This window comes from Sphaerisporangium sp. NPDC051017 (assembly GCF_040683095.1).
Classification (GTDB): Bacteria; Actinomycetota; Actinomycetes; order Streptosporangiales; family Streptosporangiaceae; genus Sphaerisporangium.
Genome location: NZ_JBFBCI010000035.1, coordinates 32,898 through 48,176 on the forward strand (window position 1 = coordinate 32,898; position 15,279 = coordinate 48,176).

The window sequence follows — 15,279 nt, forward strand, 5'->3', positions numbered from 1 at the left end:
GTTCACTCCTCCCGGCCGGCGGTGCCGCCGGCCCGGACCTCGATGGCCACATCGGTGAGCTCGTAGATGCGCAGCCCGGGCTTCCACACGCTGGCGTCGGCGATGACGACCAGGCGGTCGTCCTCCCGGCGGATCTCCTTCACGTGCAGGTCGAAGGTCATCTCCTTGTCCTCGCGCAGGATCTGGCCGCGGTACTTCCAGCCCATGGCGACGTCCACGGGGGCGGCGAACCGGGCGTCCGGGATGCCGTCGGCGAGGCCGGTCTCCATCACGAAGGTCTGGAGCCCCTGGATGACCGCCTCCACGCCGAGCGATCCGGGCATCACCGGGTCGCGGTGGAAGTGGCAGCTGAAGTACCACTCGGCCGGGTCGATGACGCGGCGGCCGAGCAGGTAGCCCTTGCCGTGCGCGCCGCCGTCGGCGACCAGCGTGATCTCGTCCACCAGGCTGCCCAGGTGCCCGTCGCCGAGGCGCAGGCCGTCGGCGTCCCTTGGCGCGCGGCGCGGGTCGCTCGACGGGAGCGCCAGGCGGCGAACCCGGGCCGGGTCCAGGGCGGTCTGCTCCTCCAGCCACGGCGCGACGTACTTGCCGGCGTCCAGGCCGACCTGGTTGCTCAGCGCCGCCTCGGTGAAGTACCCGAACAGCGACTCGCCGGCGTAGAACAGCTCGTCGTCGGCGAACAGCTCGTAGCGGAAGTTCTGCAGCGTCGCCCCGATGACCGCCTGGCTGGACAGCATGGTCGTCTTCTGCCGGATGGTCTTGCCCCGCAGGTCGACGTCCTTGACCAGGGCGGCCTTGCCGTCGAGGTTGCGGATCGCGAACTCGTCCTGCGGGCTCGCCAGCGTGGCGCCCAGGTAGTACCCGCAGAGGATCGCGGCCTGCAGCGAGGTCTCCATGAGCACGCAGTTCGGCATGTCGCCGGTCGGGCTGTCGGAGTAGTACCAGGCCTCCGGCGGAGAGTCGTACTCGGTCTCCATCTTCGACCCGGCGGTCAGCTTGCCGCGGGTGCCCTCCAGCGCCATGATCCGGTCGACGAACTGGAAGTCGCCGTTGGGGATGTGCGGCGCCCGGCGGTCGCGGTAGACGTCGAACTCGGGGCCCATCGCGGTGCCGAGGTCGCCCTTGGCCGCGTGCGCGAGGTGCAGCTCGTTGATGAACGCGATCTCGCCCTTGGCGTTGTGCCGGCCGAGGTACTCCGGCACGCCGCCGGGGCCGGGACGGTACCGCGTGCCCGGCTTCTCCCGGAGCTGCACGCCGAAGTTGCGCATCGACACGATCGGCTTGTCGCCGTCGTAGACGGTCAGGTCGGCGATCACGGTGGGCCGGGGGAGCAGGGTCAGCCCGATGATCTCCGCCTGGTAGCGGATGTTCCGGGTGCCCGGGGTGATCTGGCCGCGCACCTTGACCTCCGTGCGCAGCCCGGGCACCGACTGGAACTCGGCGTCCGGCAGGACCAGGTGCATGCCCAGGTACATCGCGTACGTCTGGAGGAGCTGCACCCCGCCCTCGGCGACCAGCGAGCCGGCCAGCACCGGGTCGCCGGGGAAGTGGCAGGTGAAGTACCAGCCGTCCGGCTCCAGGTTCTTGACCGCGCTCAGCTCGCCGAGCCCGCACGGGCCGCCCAGGCGGTCGATCGACGGGATCTCGTCGATCATGCGCAGCATCTCGCCGGGCAGGCGCAGGGAGCGGTTCGCGTCGCCCTGGTCGTAGGTCGGGCCGAAGACCTCGCCGCGGCGTCCCTCCGCGAGCAGCGCCAGGTCCTTGGAGGTCAGCGACGTGCGGTCGGTGCGGGCCAGCGGCTTGAACCAGGTCTTCTCCAGCGCCGCGCGCCGGGCCTTGTCCCCCTCCGAGAGCACCACGCCGAGCGGGTTGTCCAGCTCGGCCTGGGTGAAGTAGCCGGCGCAGGCGTCCAGCAGCTCCAGGATCAGCTCCCCGTCGGCGTAGCACTTGTAGCCGAAGAAGAACAGCAGCGCGTCACCGTTCCAGACGAAGCGCTTGATGGTGATGTCGTAGCGCAGCGTCTGGCCCTCGCGGGGCAGCGGGCCGTGGAAGACCAGCGTGCTGTCCAGCAGGCGGTAGACGCGGTCGCCCTTGTGCTTCAGGTCGATGCCGAGGTAGCTGATCAGCAGCAGGTCGCATTGGCCGGCCTCGATGGTCACCGCGCAGGGGACCAGCCCGTCGACGCTGTACCAGGCGCCGGTGGGCACGTCGTATTCGGTGGTGATGGACGACGGCTCGAACACGCCCGTCTCGCCCTTCAGGGCGGTCACCCGGGTGACGAAGTGGTACGGCGGCTCGGGCAGGCGGGTCCGGGCCGGGTACGTGTCGACCTCGGCGAACGCCGGTCCGAAGACGTTGGCGATCTTGCCCGAGGCGAACTCCAGCAGGTCCTTCTCGTCCATGATCGGACGGTTCTCGCCTGGCTGGTTCGCGACCGGCTGGTTCGCAACGGGCTGAGGCCGGGTCGGCTGGGGCTGGGCCGGCGGCGTCTGGCCACCGGAGGGGGGAGCGGGGAAGGCGGTCACGGTGCCGCCGGACGAGGCCTGCTCCAGCCGCGCGACGGCGCCGTCCAGGATCGCGTGGTGGGCGCGTATCGCGGCGCGGTGCGCCTCGGCGACCCAGTCGGCCATCGAGGCCACGTTGCCGGACAGGGCGTCGGCCGCCGGGCCGGCGAGGCGGCGCGGCCGCTGACTCGCCCCGCGAAGGGGACGAACCCGGCGTACCGGCAGGCCGGCGCCGTGCTGGCGCGGCGACGGCGCGCCCGGGGCGGACCCGGCCGCTCCGGCGGGACGTGCGGGCGTGGCGCCCTGGGGTCCCGCCTGGTCGTAGCCGGTGTGGTGCAGTTCGGCGTGGCCGGTGGTGTCGGGCAGGAAGACGAACGGGTCGCCGTCCAGCGTGATGACTTCCTCGGCTTCGATGTCCCAGACGGTCATGTCCTCGGGCCAGTATTCGATGGGGTCGGCCATGACGGTGGTCACCTCCTTGGGGCCGTCCGTGACGGCGATGGCCGCGTCCGGCTCGGCCGGCGCGAGGACGGGGGCTGCCTGGCGGGCGACGCGCTCGACGATCGACTCGCCGCCGCACCGCACCGTGCGGATCAGCTTCCGCTCGGCGGACGCCGTGCCCGCGTGCTCGGCGGCGCCCAGCAGGCGTCCCAGGTCGACCGGCAGGCCGTGGCTGGCCAGCCGCGCCAGCGCCTGCGCCAGCGCGCCGCTCACCGAGGTGTGCCGGCGGTCCACCGACACGGCCACGTGCGGGCTGTCGGCGAGGGTCTCGCCGATCCAGCGGGTGCAGGTCGCGCCGGGGCCCATCTCGATGAAGAAACGGAAGCCGCGGTCGTGGGCGACCCGGGTGAGCTGCGCGAAGTCGATGGTGCTGCGCAGCGTCCAGGCGATGCGCTCGGCCACCGTCTCCAGGTCGGACGGGTCGACGGTGTCGTAGTCGAAGGCGGAGAGCAGTTCCAGGCGCGGGTCGGGCGCGCCGGGCGTGTAGCGGTTGAGCTCGGCCAGCTCGGCCAGGCCCGGGTCGACCATCGGGCAGTGCATGACGTGGTTGGCCGGGGCCTTGGCGGCCTGGCGGCCGGTCCGCCGGATCAGCTCGCGGACCTGCTCCGGGTCGCCGCCGACGACCACCTCGTTCGGGGTGTTGATGTGGGTGAGGAAGACCCGGTCCAGGCCCTTCATGGCCTCGCCTACCGCCTCGGGCCCGGCGAGCAGAAGGTAGCTCGCCCAGACGGCGGAGTCCGGGGTGCCCTCGGGCAGGCCCCACGTCTCGCGGACCATGTGTTTGGGGCCGCGCAGGCGGTCGCGGAACAGGGGCGTGGCGGCCAGTTTGGCGTCGTCGCGGGCCGCGGAGGCCCAGACGTCCATCGCGAAGAGCATGCTGCTCTCCCCGAGGCTGTAACCGAACCCGCCGTCCGGGGTGATCCCGAGCACGTCGCGCAGGAGCTGGGTGCGCAGCACCGCCGTGTTGGTGCCGGCGGCGAGCAGCACCGGGATCTCGTCGATCAGGCGCTCCTCGTGCCGCATCAGGTCGCGCCGTTGCAACGGCCGGGAGCCGCGCGGGTACAGCCAGCGGTGCTTGAACCGGTCGCGCGGGCGGTCGGCCTCCTGCTCGAAGCGTTCGAGCAGGCCGGGGACGAGGCGGAACAGGTCGCGGTCCATTCCCGGGTAGCCGGTGAAGGCGCCGGGGTAGACGAAGGCCACGCGCCCATCGCCGACCGGGCGGCCGGTGCAGTAGCTGCCCGCCGGGGTCGCCCACTCGCCGCCGCCCGCGAGCACGCCCGGCAGGTCGCGCTCGGCGGCGTCCAGCTCGCGGCGCAGCCGGTCCCCGTCGGGGGCGACCAGCACCGCCGTGTAGCGCCGGGACCCGCTGCGCGGCGCCGCCTCGCGGACCAGCTCCCACGGGTCGCGCCCGTGGTCGAGCGCCGAGCGGTACTGGCGGACCAGGTCGGTCATGGTGCCCGCGTCGTCGGCGCTGATCGCGAGCATCAGGTGCCCGGGGGCCTCGCGCCAGTCGGTCTCGACGGTCTCGCCGCGCGTGGCGGCGCCGGCCAGGACGATGTGGGCGGCGGCGTTGCCGCCCGCGAGCCTCCGGCCGTCCCAGGCGGCGACGGCGGCGATCCGGGGCCGGTCCCGCTTGCGGCGCAGGAACGGCATCGGCTCGCCGGAGACCTCCAGCCGGGTCGGCGGCAGGCCGTCCAGCACCTCGCGCAGCGGCTCCGGCGTCGCGGGAAGCTCCGCCCGGTGCAGCCAGCCGGCCGCGTTGACCAGCGCGGTCAGCACGGAGGCCTGCTGGCTGTCGCCGGCGAGCGCGGCGGCGCCGCCCACCAGGCAGCCCTCGCCGTCCTCGCCCGCCGGGTACGCCCCGGCCAGCTCGGCGGCCACCTCGGCGGGGGACGCCGAGGCCAGCTCCAGGTAGTCCACGTCGCCGGCGCCGAGACCGGCGGCCGACAGGCTCGCGCCCGCCGCCGCGGCCAGCGCGGCACCCGGACCGGCGGCGTCGGAGCGCACCGCCATCGCCTCGATGGTCGCGTACACCGTGCGGTCGCCCGCGTCACCCGGGCGGGTGACCACGACCGCCGCGGCGGCGTCGCCGGGCACGGGCGGCAGCCCGCCGGTCAGCTCGGCCAGCGCCGTGCGGGCGGCGACGTTCTCGATTCCCGCCGCCAGGTCCACGCCGCCGACCAGGACCGCCTCGATGGTCGGGTCGAGCAGCAGCAGCGAGGCGACCTCCAGCGCGCGGGCGCCGCCCGTGGCGTCGGCCGCGACCGTGAACGACGGGCCGGTCAGGTTGCGGGAGGACGAGATGCGGCTGGCCATGATGTTGCCGATGTAGCTGAGGACCTCGTTGGCGCCGATCGGGTCGTGCACGGCGCCGCGCACGGCGGTCTCCAGCTTGGCCAGGGCCTCCTCGCCCAGCTTCACCCCGGCCCTCTCGACCTCGGCCCGCACGTGGGCGCCGATGTCGAACCGGGCGCGGTGGGTGTGGGTGCGCGGCTCCAGCTCCATGGAGACGACCACCGCGACGCGGCGCTCGGGAAGCTGGCTCGCGCGCCGCCCGGACGGCCGCGCGGCGTACCCCGCGTCGGCGAGCGCCTGCTCGGCCGCCTCGAACAGCAGCAGGTGCTGCGGGTTGGCGTGGCCGAGCTCGCCCGGCGGGATGCGGTAGGTGCGCGCGTCCACGTCGATCGTGTCCGCGTACCCCGCCCGCTCGGCCTGCTCGGCGGTGACCGGCGCGGGCTCCGCGTCGGCCAGGCCGTACCAGCGGTGCTCGGGACGGTCGACCAGGGCGGGCGTGCCCGTGCGGGCCGCGCGCTGCCAGTCCGGGACGCCGGCCAGTGGCCCGGCCCGCAGGCCCAGCCCGACCAGCGCCATCCGCCCGTCCGCCGGGTCCGCGCCCATGGTGGTGTCCGTGGTCTGCCCCGAGGGGAGGACGTCCGCGGCCTGATCGGTGGTGAGGATCGCGTGGGCGTTGGTGCCGCCGAAGCCGAACGCGGACACCGCGGCCACCCGGTGCTCCGGGTCACGGTCGACCCGGGGCGCCGGCCAGGCACGCTCGGTCAGCACGACCCGGTCGGCGGCGGTCAGCGCCTCGGCGGGACGCAGCGGCTCGCCGACGCCCGGCGTCGCCGGGACCGTCCCGTGCCGCAGCGCCAGGATCGCCTTCAGCATGCTGGTGAAGCCCGCCACGGTCAGCAGGTGGCCCACGTTGGCCTTCACCGAGCCCAGCGGCGGCACGCCGCCCCGCCCGTCGAAGAACTCCGCGAGGCCGCGCAGCTCGGTCGAGTCGCCGAGCGGCGTGCCGGTGGCGTGGCACTCGATGTAGTCGACCTCGGCCGGGTCGATGCCGTGGTCGGTGTAGACCCGGTGGTACGCCTCGACCTGGCCGTCCTTGCGCGGAGTGAGCAGGTGCCCGCCCGCGCCGTCGTTGCTCAGCCCGATCGGGCCGAGCACCGCGTGGATCCGGTCGCCGTCGCGCCGGGCGTCCGACAGCCGCTTCAGGACGAAGATCCCGGCGCCCTGGCCGGTCACGATGCCCTGCGAGCGGCCGTCGAACGGCTGGCTCATCCCGTCGGCCGGGAAGGCCTTGAGGTCGGAGAAGGACAGGTGGATCAGCAGCGGGTCCGGCGCGCACACCGCGCCCGCCAGCATCACGTCGGCCCGGCCCGTCGACAGGTACCTGCGGGCCAGGGCCAGCGAGTAGAGCGCGGAGGAGCAGGCGGCGTCCAGCGTCAGCCGGGCGCCGCCGAGACCGAAGGCGTCCGCCACCACCGTGGCCGGAAGGCCGAACGGCCACAGCTCGGCCGGTTCCTCCCCTCCGGCCGCCTCGGCCGCGTCGGTCAAGGGGCCGGGGAGCTCCAGGCCCGCACGGCGGAGCCCGGCGCTCACCGCCCGCCGGACCAGCGGCACGCAGGAGCGCACCGACGTCTCGGTGGGGAAGGCGTAGTTGCCCAGGATCACGCCGGTCCGCGCCAGGACCGCCGAGTCCTCGGCGATGCCGGCGTCGGCCAGCGCGCGGCGGACGGTGTGCAGCGGCCACCGGACGACCTTGTCCAGCCCGTGCAGCGTCTCCGCCGGGATGCGCAGGCCGGTCAGGTCGATGGGCGGCTCGGTGACGAACCCGCCCCGGGTGGCGGTGACCCGGTGGTCCGGGTCACCCCACCCGCCGGGGACGGTCTCGTCCGTGCCGAACATCTCGCGGCCACCGGGGCGACGCAGATCCACCCCGGACCGCAGATTGGCCCAGAACTGCTCGGGGGTGTCGGCGCCTGGCAGCAGGCAGGCGATCCCGACGATCGCTACGGGTTCCTGTCCGGTGGGATCCGCAACATGCTCTGGCGTGGACATGACTCTCCATCCGCGGGGTGTGTCGGTGCGTGGTTACTGCGCGCCGCCGCTGTCGCGGCAGATCGCCTGGACCCCGGCGAACCGGAGGTGGACCCGTCCGTCGCCGTCGCAGGCGCTGACCGTGCAGCACACCATGGGGCCGCTGACGGTCACCTCGTCGACCACGATGAGGAAGGGCTCGCCCGCGGGGATCGGCGCATGCGCCTCGGCGTGGCCGATGACGGCCGGAAGGCTGGCCTGGCCGGTGTGCCGGCGCACCCAGACCAGGACGGCCTGCAGGAGCAGGTCGGCCAGGACGGGGTCGTAGTGGCCGGTGCCGTACGCCCCGGCGGCGAACGAGGTGGCGGGCAGCTCGGCCCGCAGGACCATGCGCCGGCCCGGGTCCAGCACCCGGCTCAGGCCGCGCAGGCCGTCGCCGTGGAACAGGGTGCCGTCCTCGTACGCGGTGCAGGGCTCGCCGCCGTCGAGACCGGGCAGCCCGGTCAGCCGTGCCGGCGCGGGGCCCGCGGCCTCCACGACCGCCCGGTAGCGGGGACGGCCGTTCTCGTCGTGCACCTCGACCTTGGTGCCGGTCGCGTGCGGCGTCAGGGTGAACCGCAGCGTGCCGGGCGCGCCGGCGTCGAAGACGACGCCCTTGAGGACGGTGAAGTCCCGCGCGCCGCCCGACGGCGTTCCGGTCACCTCCTGCGCCGCGGCGAGGATCCCGCCGAGGGCCACCGTCGCGGGCAGCACCGCGTGCTCCCCGATCCGGTGGTCGGCGAGGACCGGCTCCCCGGCCACCGCGCCGAGGTCCCGGGTCACGGTGACCCCGGTGGCGGGCAGCGCGGGCGGCTCGGCCTCCGACAGCGGCTTGTCCGGCCCGATGACGCAGACCAGGTCGGCCGAACGCTCGGCGTCGAACTGCTCGGCGAACATCCGCGCCCCGGTGCGCAGCGGGATCAGGTCCACGCCGCGCTCCTTGAAGAGCCGGGCGAGCTCCGGAGTGACCATGCCGCCGTCCCAGGCGCCCCAGTTGATCGAGGTGACCCGGGCGCCGGGGTTGGCCCCCCGCAGCCGGGCCGCGATCCGGTTGAGCGCCTCGTTGGCCATGGCGTAGTCGGCCTGCCCCTGGTTGCCGAAGAACCCGGCGACCGAGGAGAAGAGCACGACGTGGCGCAGCCTGGCGGGGTCCAGCGCGGCGAGCACACCGGCCAGGCCGGCGAGCTTGGTGCCGAGCACGCGGTCCACGTCCTGCGGACGCTTGTCCACGATGAGCTGGTCGGCCAGGACACCGGCGCCGTGCACCACACCCACGACCCGGTCGCGGTAGGGGGCCAGCGCCGTCCGCAGCGCCGCCGGGTCGGTGACGTCGGCCGGCACGTACGTCGCGTGCGCCCCGGCCCCGGTCACCTCCGCCAGGGTCTGGCGGATCTCCCGCTGCGCCTTGAGCTCCCGGAAGCGGGGCTCGATGTCGCGCGGGGTCACCTTCAGCCCCTCGGCCTTGAGGGCCGCGGCGATCGCCGGCTTCAGCTTGTCCAGCGGCACGTCCCGCGCCCACGCCGGCTCGTCCGCCAGCGGGGTGCGGCCGAGCAGCAGCAGGCCCGTGCGGTGCCGCTTGGCGAGGTCGATCACGCACGCGGCGGTGACGCCGCGACCGCCGCCGGTCACCACGAGCAGGTCGTCCACGCCGGGCGGGGCGATCCGCGCCTCACCGGCGGGGACGCTCTCGCTCAGGGTGGTCGTCCAGCGGGCGCCGTCGGAGGTGTGGCCCACCTCCCGCAGCGCGACCCGGGCGTCGTACAGCTCGGACAGGACGATCTCGCCCACCCGGTCGTACGGCAGCTCGGCGGCGACGTCGATCGCCCGGCAGAACACCGTGGGCGCCTCGACGGCCAGGGTTTTCACCAGACCGGAGACACCGCCGACCGTGACGGACGCCAGGCCTGCCTCGTCCGTGGCGCCGCCGGACGGGGTGACGCCGAGGCGTCCGTCCAGGCGGGACACGGTCACGAAGGCGGCGCGGCCGTTCTCGGCCGACGCCTCCAGCGCGCGCTGGGTGTCGCGGGCCAGCATGGCCGCGTCGCGCAGCGCGGTGAGGGCGGTGGCGGTGCCGTCCACCTGCTCGGGGGTCACGTACAGCACCAGGTCCAGCCCCTCGTCGCGGGCGGCGCCGGGCTCGGCGGTGCGCCACCCGGCCCCGTGGAGGGCCCCGGTGATCGCGTCGGCGAGCGGGCCGCCCGCCCCGGCCACCAGGGCGACCGGAGCGTGACCGTAGGCGTCCTCCTGCCGGCCGGCGACCGGCAGGAGGGTCAGCCCGGCCTGCCAGCGGTCGATCCGCGGCAGGGTTTCAGCTTTTGGGCCGTTCACCACCTCCGCCCCGTTCGGCGCGGCAGCCGATCCGGCGACGAATCCGATGATGTCGTCGAGCGTCCGCAGTTCGGCGAGGCGTTCCGGGCTGACCGACGGGGAGCCGGGGAAGGATTCCCGCAGGGCGCCCATGATCTCGACGCGCTTGATGGAGTCGATGCCGAGGTCGGCTTCGACGTCCATCGACGGGTCGAGCATGTCGGTGGGGTAGCCGGTCTTCTCGGCGACGATGGTGAGCAGGGTGGTCCGGACGGTCTCGGCGTCGTTCCCGGCCGGGGCGACCTGGACGGGAGCCTGGACCGGAGCCGGAGCCGGAGCCGGAGCCGGAGCAGGGGCGGCGACGGGCGCGGGGGCCGGGGCGGCGACGGCGGCTCCGGCGACGAAACCGATGATGTCGTCGAGCGTCCGCAGTTCGGCGAGGCGTTCCGGGCTGACCGACGGGGAGCCGGGGAAGGATTCCCGCAGGGCGCCCATGATCTCGACGCGCTTGATGGAGTCGATGCCGAGGTCGGCTTCGACGTCCATCGACGGGTCGAGCATGTCGGTGGGGTAGCCGGTCTTCTCGGCGACGATGGTGAGCAGGGTGGTCCGGACGGTCTCCGCGTCGTTCCCGGCCGGGGCGACCTGGACGGGAGCCTGGACCGGAGCCGGAGCCGGGGGGGCGACGGCGACGGCGACCGTGACGGCGGGCTCGGCGACGGGCGCCGGAGCGACGGGGGCCGGCGCGGGGACGGGAGCGGGCGCCTGGGTGGGACCCGCGAAGGTCGCCGGAGCGGCGGGGGTGACCGCGAAACCGGCCTCCGTCTCCTCGGTCCAGCCCGGGCGGGTCAGGGTGCCGATGGCCCGCATCTCGTAGGACGGCGCGACGGCCTGGGGCAGGCTCGGCGCCGGGCCGTCGCCGCCGACCGTACGGCCGGGAGCGATCATGGTGTTCTCGAGCTGGGCGAAGCTGCGCAGGACCTCGCTGGCCCAGACGTGGCTCTGCCCGATGGCGAGGCTGTGCTCGGTGACGGCGGTGATGCCGGCGATCATGTTCTCGGACGGCCCGGCGTCCTGGCGGCTGCCCTCCTCGACGAGGTTGGTGAGCCGCTCGGAGAGGCGGAGCTGGCTGTGCAGGTACTCGCCGTGCATGGCGAGGTGGCTGGCCGCGATGGCGCCGACGCTCGGGACGAGCTGCCCGTTGCCGTTGTGCCCGTTGGTGCCGTGGCCGTTGCCGTTGTGGCCGTTCGCGTGGCCGTTGCCGTGCCCGTTCGTGCTGTGCCCGTTGCTGTGGCCGTTAGCGGTGTGTCCGCCCGAGTGGGCGACGCCGTTGCCCGCATGTCCGTTGCCCGCATGTCCGTTGCCCGCGTGTCCGTTGCTCACGTGTCCGTTCCCCGTGTCTGCGTTGCCGTCGTTGCCGTCGTTGCCGTCGTTGCCGTCGTGTCCGTTGCCGCTGTGGCCGGCCGGCTCGGCCGGGGCGGCTTTCGCGGCCACCCCTTCGACCTGGTAGCCGTTTTCGAGTGCCTCCTGGTACGCCTGGCGGCGCGCCTGCGGCACGTGGTTCACGCCGTTCAAGTCGATCGTCATTCCCTTGGAAGGCGGCTGCTCGGCCACCGTCGCCTGGTACCGGTTGAAGCCGGCCAGCGGCAGGCCGAGGACGGCCAGACGCGCGGCGAGCTGCTTGAGAGCGAGGTCACCGTCGCGACCGGGCCCGGCGTCGGCCGAGAGCACGACGACGTCGGAGCGCTCGGCGAGGATCCCGCGGACCAGGCCGGTCAGGACCTTCTTCGGCCCGAACTCGACGAAGACCCGGAACCCGTCGCGGTACATCTGCTCCACCCGGGGCGCGAAGGCGACCGGGCCCGCGAGCTGCTGGACGAGGATCCGCGCGTTCTCGTCGGTGTTGGCGCCGTACCGGGCGCCGTCGGTGTTGGCGTAGACCTCGATGGCGGGCTCCGCGACGACCGTCGAGGCGACGGCCGCGCCGAACCTGTCCACCGCGTGCGTGACGTACCGGGTGTGGAAGGCCGCCGCGACCGGCAGCGGGCGGGCCGTGACCCCGGCCGCCTCGCACGCCGCGACGAAGGCCGCGACCGCGTCACGACCGCCGCCGACCACCGTCTGGTCGGGTGCGTTGAGGTTGCACACCACGACGTCGGGGTGGCCTTCGAGCAGGCCCTTGACCGTGGTCACGTCGGCGGCGACGGCGGCCATCGTGCCCGGGTCGTCCCCGGTGGCCTCGTTCCGCTCGGCCATCGCCGCGCCGCGCGCCCGGGCCAGCCCGAACATCTGCTCGCGGCTCAGGCTGCCCGCCGCCCAGAGCGCGGTCACCTCGCCGAAGCTGTGACCGAGCGCGCCTTCGGCGGCGAAGCCGAGGCCGGTGAGGTAGGCGTACTGCCCGGCGGAGACGGCGCCGATGGCGGGCTGCGCGTAGTCGGTGCGCCGCAGGGCGTCCTCCTGCGCGCGGCGGGTGTCGTCGTCGAAGGCGGGCGGCGGGAAGACCACCCGGCCCAGCGGCTCGGCGCCGGCGAAGTGCGCCGCCGCCGCGTCGAACGCCTCCCGCACCGGCGGGACCGACATCGCGGCCTGCGCGGCCATGCCGACGTACTGGCTGCCCTGGCCGGCGAACAGCGCGCCCACCTTGCCGGGCACCGCCGCGGAACCGCGGTAGTACGCGCCGCCGGGAAGCTCGAAGGCGTCCTCGGACGGGTCCCCGGCGAGGCGCGCGCGGGCCTGCTCGCGCAGGCGGCCGAGTTCGGCGTCGTCGCGGGCGACCACGGCGAGGCGGGCGTGCCCGGCCGGGACCGGCGTGGACTCGTCCAGCCCGCGCGGGTTCGCCTCGACCTGCTCCAGCAGGGCCTTCGGGTCCTCGCCGTGCCACAGGTGCACGCGGGCCGTCCGGTGCAGCACCGTCAGGCCGGCGCCGCTCGGGTCGTGCTCCTCCAGCACGCAGTGGAAGTTCGTGCCGCCGAAGCCGAACGACGAGACCGCCGCCCGGCGGAGCGGACGCTCCGGCTCGGTGATCCACGGCCGCGTCTGGGTGTTCACGTAGAACGGCGAGGAGCCGAACTCCATCGCGCCGCGCGGGGTGGTGACGTTGATCGTCGGCGGCAGCAGCTTGTGGTGGAGCGCCAGGGACGACTTGATCATCCCGGCGGCTCCGGCCGCGGCCTTGGTGTGCCCGATCTGGCTCTTGACGCTGCCGAGGGCGATGTCCTGGTGCTTGGCGCCCGCCGCCGCGAACACCTCGCGCAGGGCGCTGACCTCGGTGAGGTCGCCGACCGGCGTGCCGGTGCCGTGGCACTCGACCAGCCCGATCGTCTCGGGGCCGAAGCCGGCGTCCTCGTAGGCGCGGCGCAGGGCGACCATCTGCCCCTCCTTGCGGGGGGCGTAGATGCTCTTGTACCGGCCGTCGCTGGACGTGCCGATGCCGCGCAGCACCGCGTAGATCCGGTCCCCGTCGCGCTCGGCGTCCTCCAGGCGCTTCATCGCGAGCATGCCGATGCCCTCGCCGATGAGCGTGCCGTCGGCGGCCTCGTCGAAGGGCCGGATGTCCCCCACCTTGGAGAACGCCGGGGTCTTCGAGAAGCAGAGGTACATCAGGATCGTGTTCTCGGCGTCGCAGCCGCCGGTGATCATCAGGTCGGCGCGGCCGGAGATGAGCTCCGACGCCGCCATGTGCACCGCGGCCAGCGAACTGGCGCACGCTGCGTCCAGGGTGCAGTTCGTGCCGCCCAGGTCGAAGCGGTTGGCGATGCGACCGGCCACGACGTTGCCGAGCATGCCGGGGAAGGAGTGCTCCTCCCAGGGGGCGAACGCCTTGACGAACTTGGCGGCGATCTCGTCGGCGTCCTTCTCGGTCAGGCCGCAGCTACGGACGACCTCCTTGAGGACAGGCGTCTGCAGGCGGGTGGCCAGCGGCTGGGTCAGCGAGTTGGCGCCGGTGATGCCGAGCATCACGCCGGTGCGCTCGGGCTTGTACCACTGCGAGCCGGGCGCGCCGGCGTCGGCCAGCGTCTGCTTGGCCACCACGAGGCTGAGCAACTGCAGCACGTCGGTGACCTCGAGGGTGTTCGGCGGCAGGCCGAACTCCAGCGGGTTGAACGGCACGGTGGGGACGAACCCGCCGCGCTTGGCGTACGTCTTGTCCGGCGCCTTGGGGTCGGGGTCGTAGTGGTCCTCGATGCGCCAGTGGGTCTCGGGCACGTCTTCGATGCAGTCGACGGCGTCGACCACGTTGCCCCAGAACTCGCTCAGGTCGCCGGAGCGCGGGAAGAGCGCCCCGAGCCCGACGATGGCGATCGGGGTGTCCCCCGTACGCCGGGCCTTGGTGTTCTCGCTGTCCATGACACGGTCCGTTCCGGTCGAAAGCGTCGCGTTGTCGGCGGCGGGCCGGGGGTCACCGGTGACCCGCGCCGGTCGGGCGCGGTCACCCAGCAGTTCGAGCGCGGCCCCGGCGATCCGGTCCACCGCCTCGCGGTCTTGCAGCATCGTGTAGTGGTCGCCGGGGCACCCCAGCACCGTCAGGTCCTCGGCGAGCCCGCCCCAGCCGAGCGGGTCGGGCACGTCCAGCAGGCCGCGCTCGGGCCGGACCAGGACGACCGGCACCGGCACCCGGCGCGGCTCGTAGGCCTGGGCCAGCCGGTTGTTGCGCACCAGCCCCTGTAGGTAGGTGTCGAGCACCTTCCGCAGGCCCGGAAGCGTCGTGTCCGGCCGTAGCGCCCCGGACTCCAGGGCGCTGTCGAGCACCGCCCGCAGCCCCTGCTCCCGGTCCTTCGGGATCGCCCCCACCGGGATCTCGACGCCCCTGCGGGCGCCCAGGTACATGGCGAACCACCGCAGCACCACGTCGTCGTCGAGGTCCGCGTCCAGGCGGGTGTACTCGGGCACCGGCGCGATGCTGTCCAGGGCCAGCAGCGCCGCCGGCCGCTCGGACTCCTCCAGCATCCCGGCGAGTTCGAGCGCCACCACGCCGCCGAAGGACCACCCCGCCAGGCACCACGGCCCGGCGAGCAGCCCCTGCCGGCGCAACTCGCCGGCCGCGTGCTCGGCCAGCGCCGTGATCGACGTGGCGGGCGCGTCCCCGCGCAGGGCCGCCTCGAAGTACCCCGGCACGTGCTCGAGGTTGACCACGTGCAGGGCCGCGCCGGGCGCCAGCGCGGACGCCAGGTCCGCGTAGACGGCGGCCGGAAGCGCGCCCGGGTGCACCAGGATCACCGGCGTCGCGTCCACGGGCGCGGACCCGACGCGGGTGACCGTCTGGGGTGGCTTTCTATCGCGCCGTCGCATCGCGCTGCTTCTCCACGATGTAGCCGGCAAGCTCGTTGATGGTGGGGTGGTACCACAGCGCGGTCGTTTCAAGTTCGAAACCGAGCCAGTTCTCCAATTCACCGGAAAGTACGAGCGCCTCGGTGGAGTCGAGGTCGAACTCGTCGAAGTACTGGTCGGAGTCCACCTGGTCGGCCGTCACGCCGAGCCGGTGGGCGAGCTTTCCGACCAGCCATTCACGGACCTCGTTCTCGGTCAGTTCCGCGCCGGAGCCGGCAGTCACCTGGTTAGTCATCGCATTCCTCGCTACGAACCGTTTCCGTACGTGTTGTGGAAA

At 74.0% G+C, this 15,279-nt stretch carries 3 protein-coding genes; all 3 read right to left on the reverse strand.

What is annotated here, in order from left to right; all coding sequences use genetic code 11:
• Positions 1-2: 2 nt before the first annotated feature.
• The 3 genes from AB0M95_RS25280 to AB0M95_RS25290 are packed head-to-tail and all read right to left on the reverse strand — an operon-like array spanning position 3 to position 15,237.
• Positions 3-7,349 carry a beta-ketoacyl synthase N-terminal-like domain-containing protein gene (locus AB0M95_RS25280; RefSeq protein WP_363769185.1) on the reverse strand — a complete coding sequence of 2,449 codons (7,347 nt, stop codon included), beginning with the start codon at positions 7,347-7,349 and terminating at the stop codon, positions 3-5.
• A 33-nt stretch (positions 7,350-7,382) separates the two neighbouring features.
• The gene (locus AB0M95_RS25285) at positions 7,383-14,963 is read right to left on the reverse strand and encodes an SDR family NAD(P)-dependent oxidoreductase (protein ID WP_363769189.1); all 7,581 of its coding nucleotides are present in this window, start codon (positions 14,961-14,963) and stop codon (positions 7,383-7,385) included.
• A complete protein-coding gene (locus AB0M95_RS25290; RefSeq protein WP_358518115.1) occupies positions 14,947-15,237 on the reverse strand; it encodes an acyl carrier protein in 291 nt (96 codons plus the stop codon). The genes AB0M95_RS25285 and AB0M95_RS25290 overlap by 17 nt, the downstream gene beginning before the upstream one ends.
• Positions 15,238-15,279 lie beyond the last annotated feature (42 nt).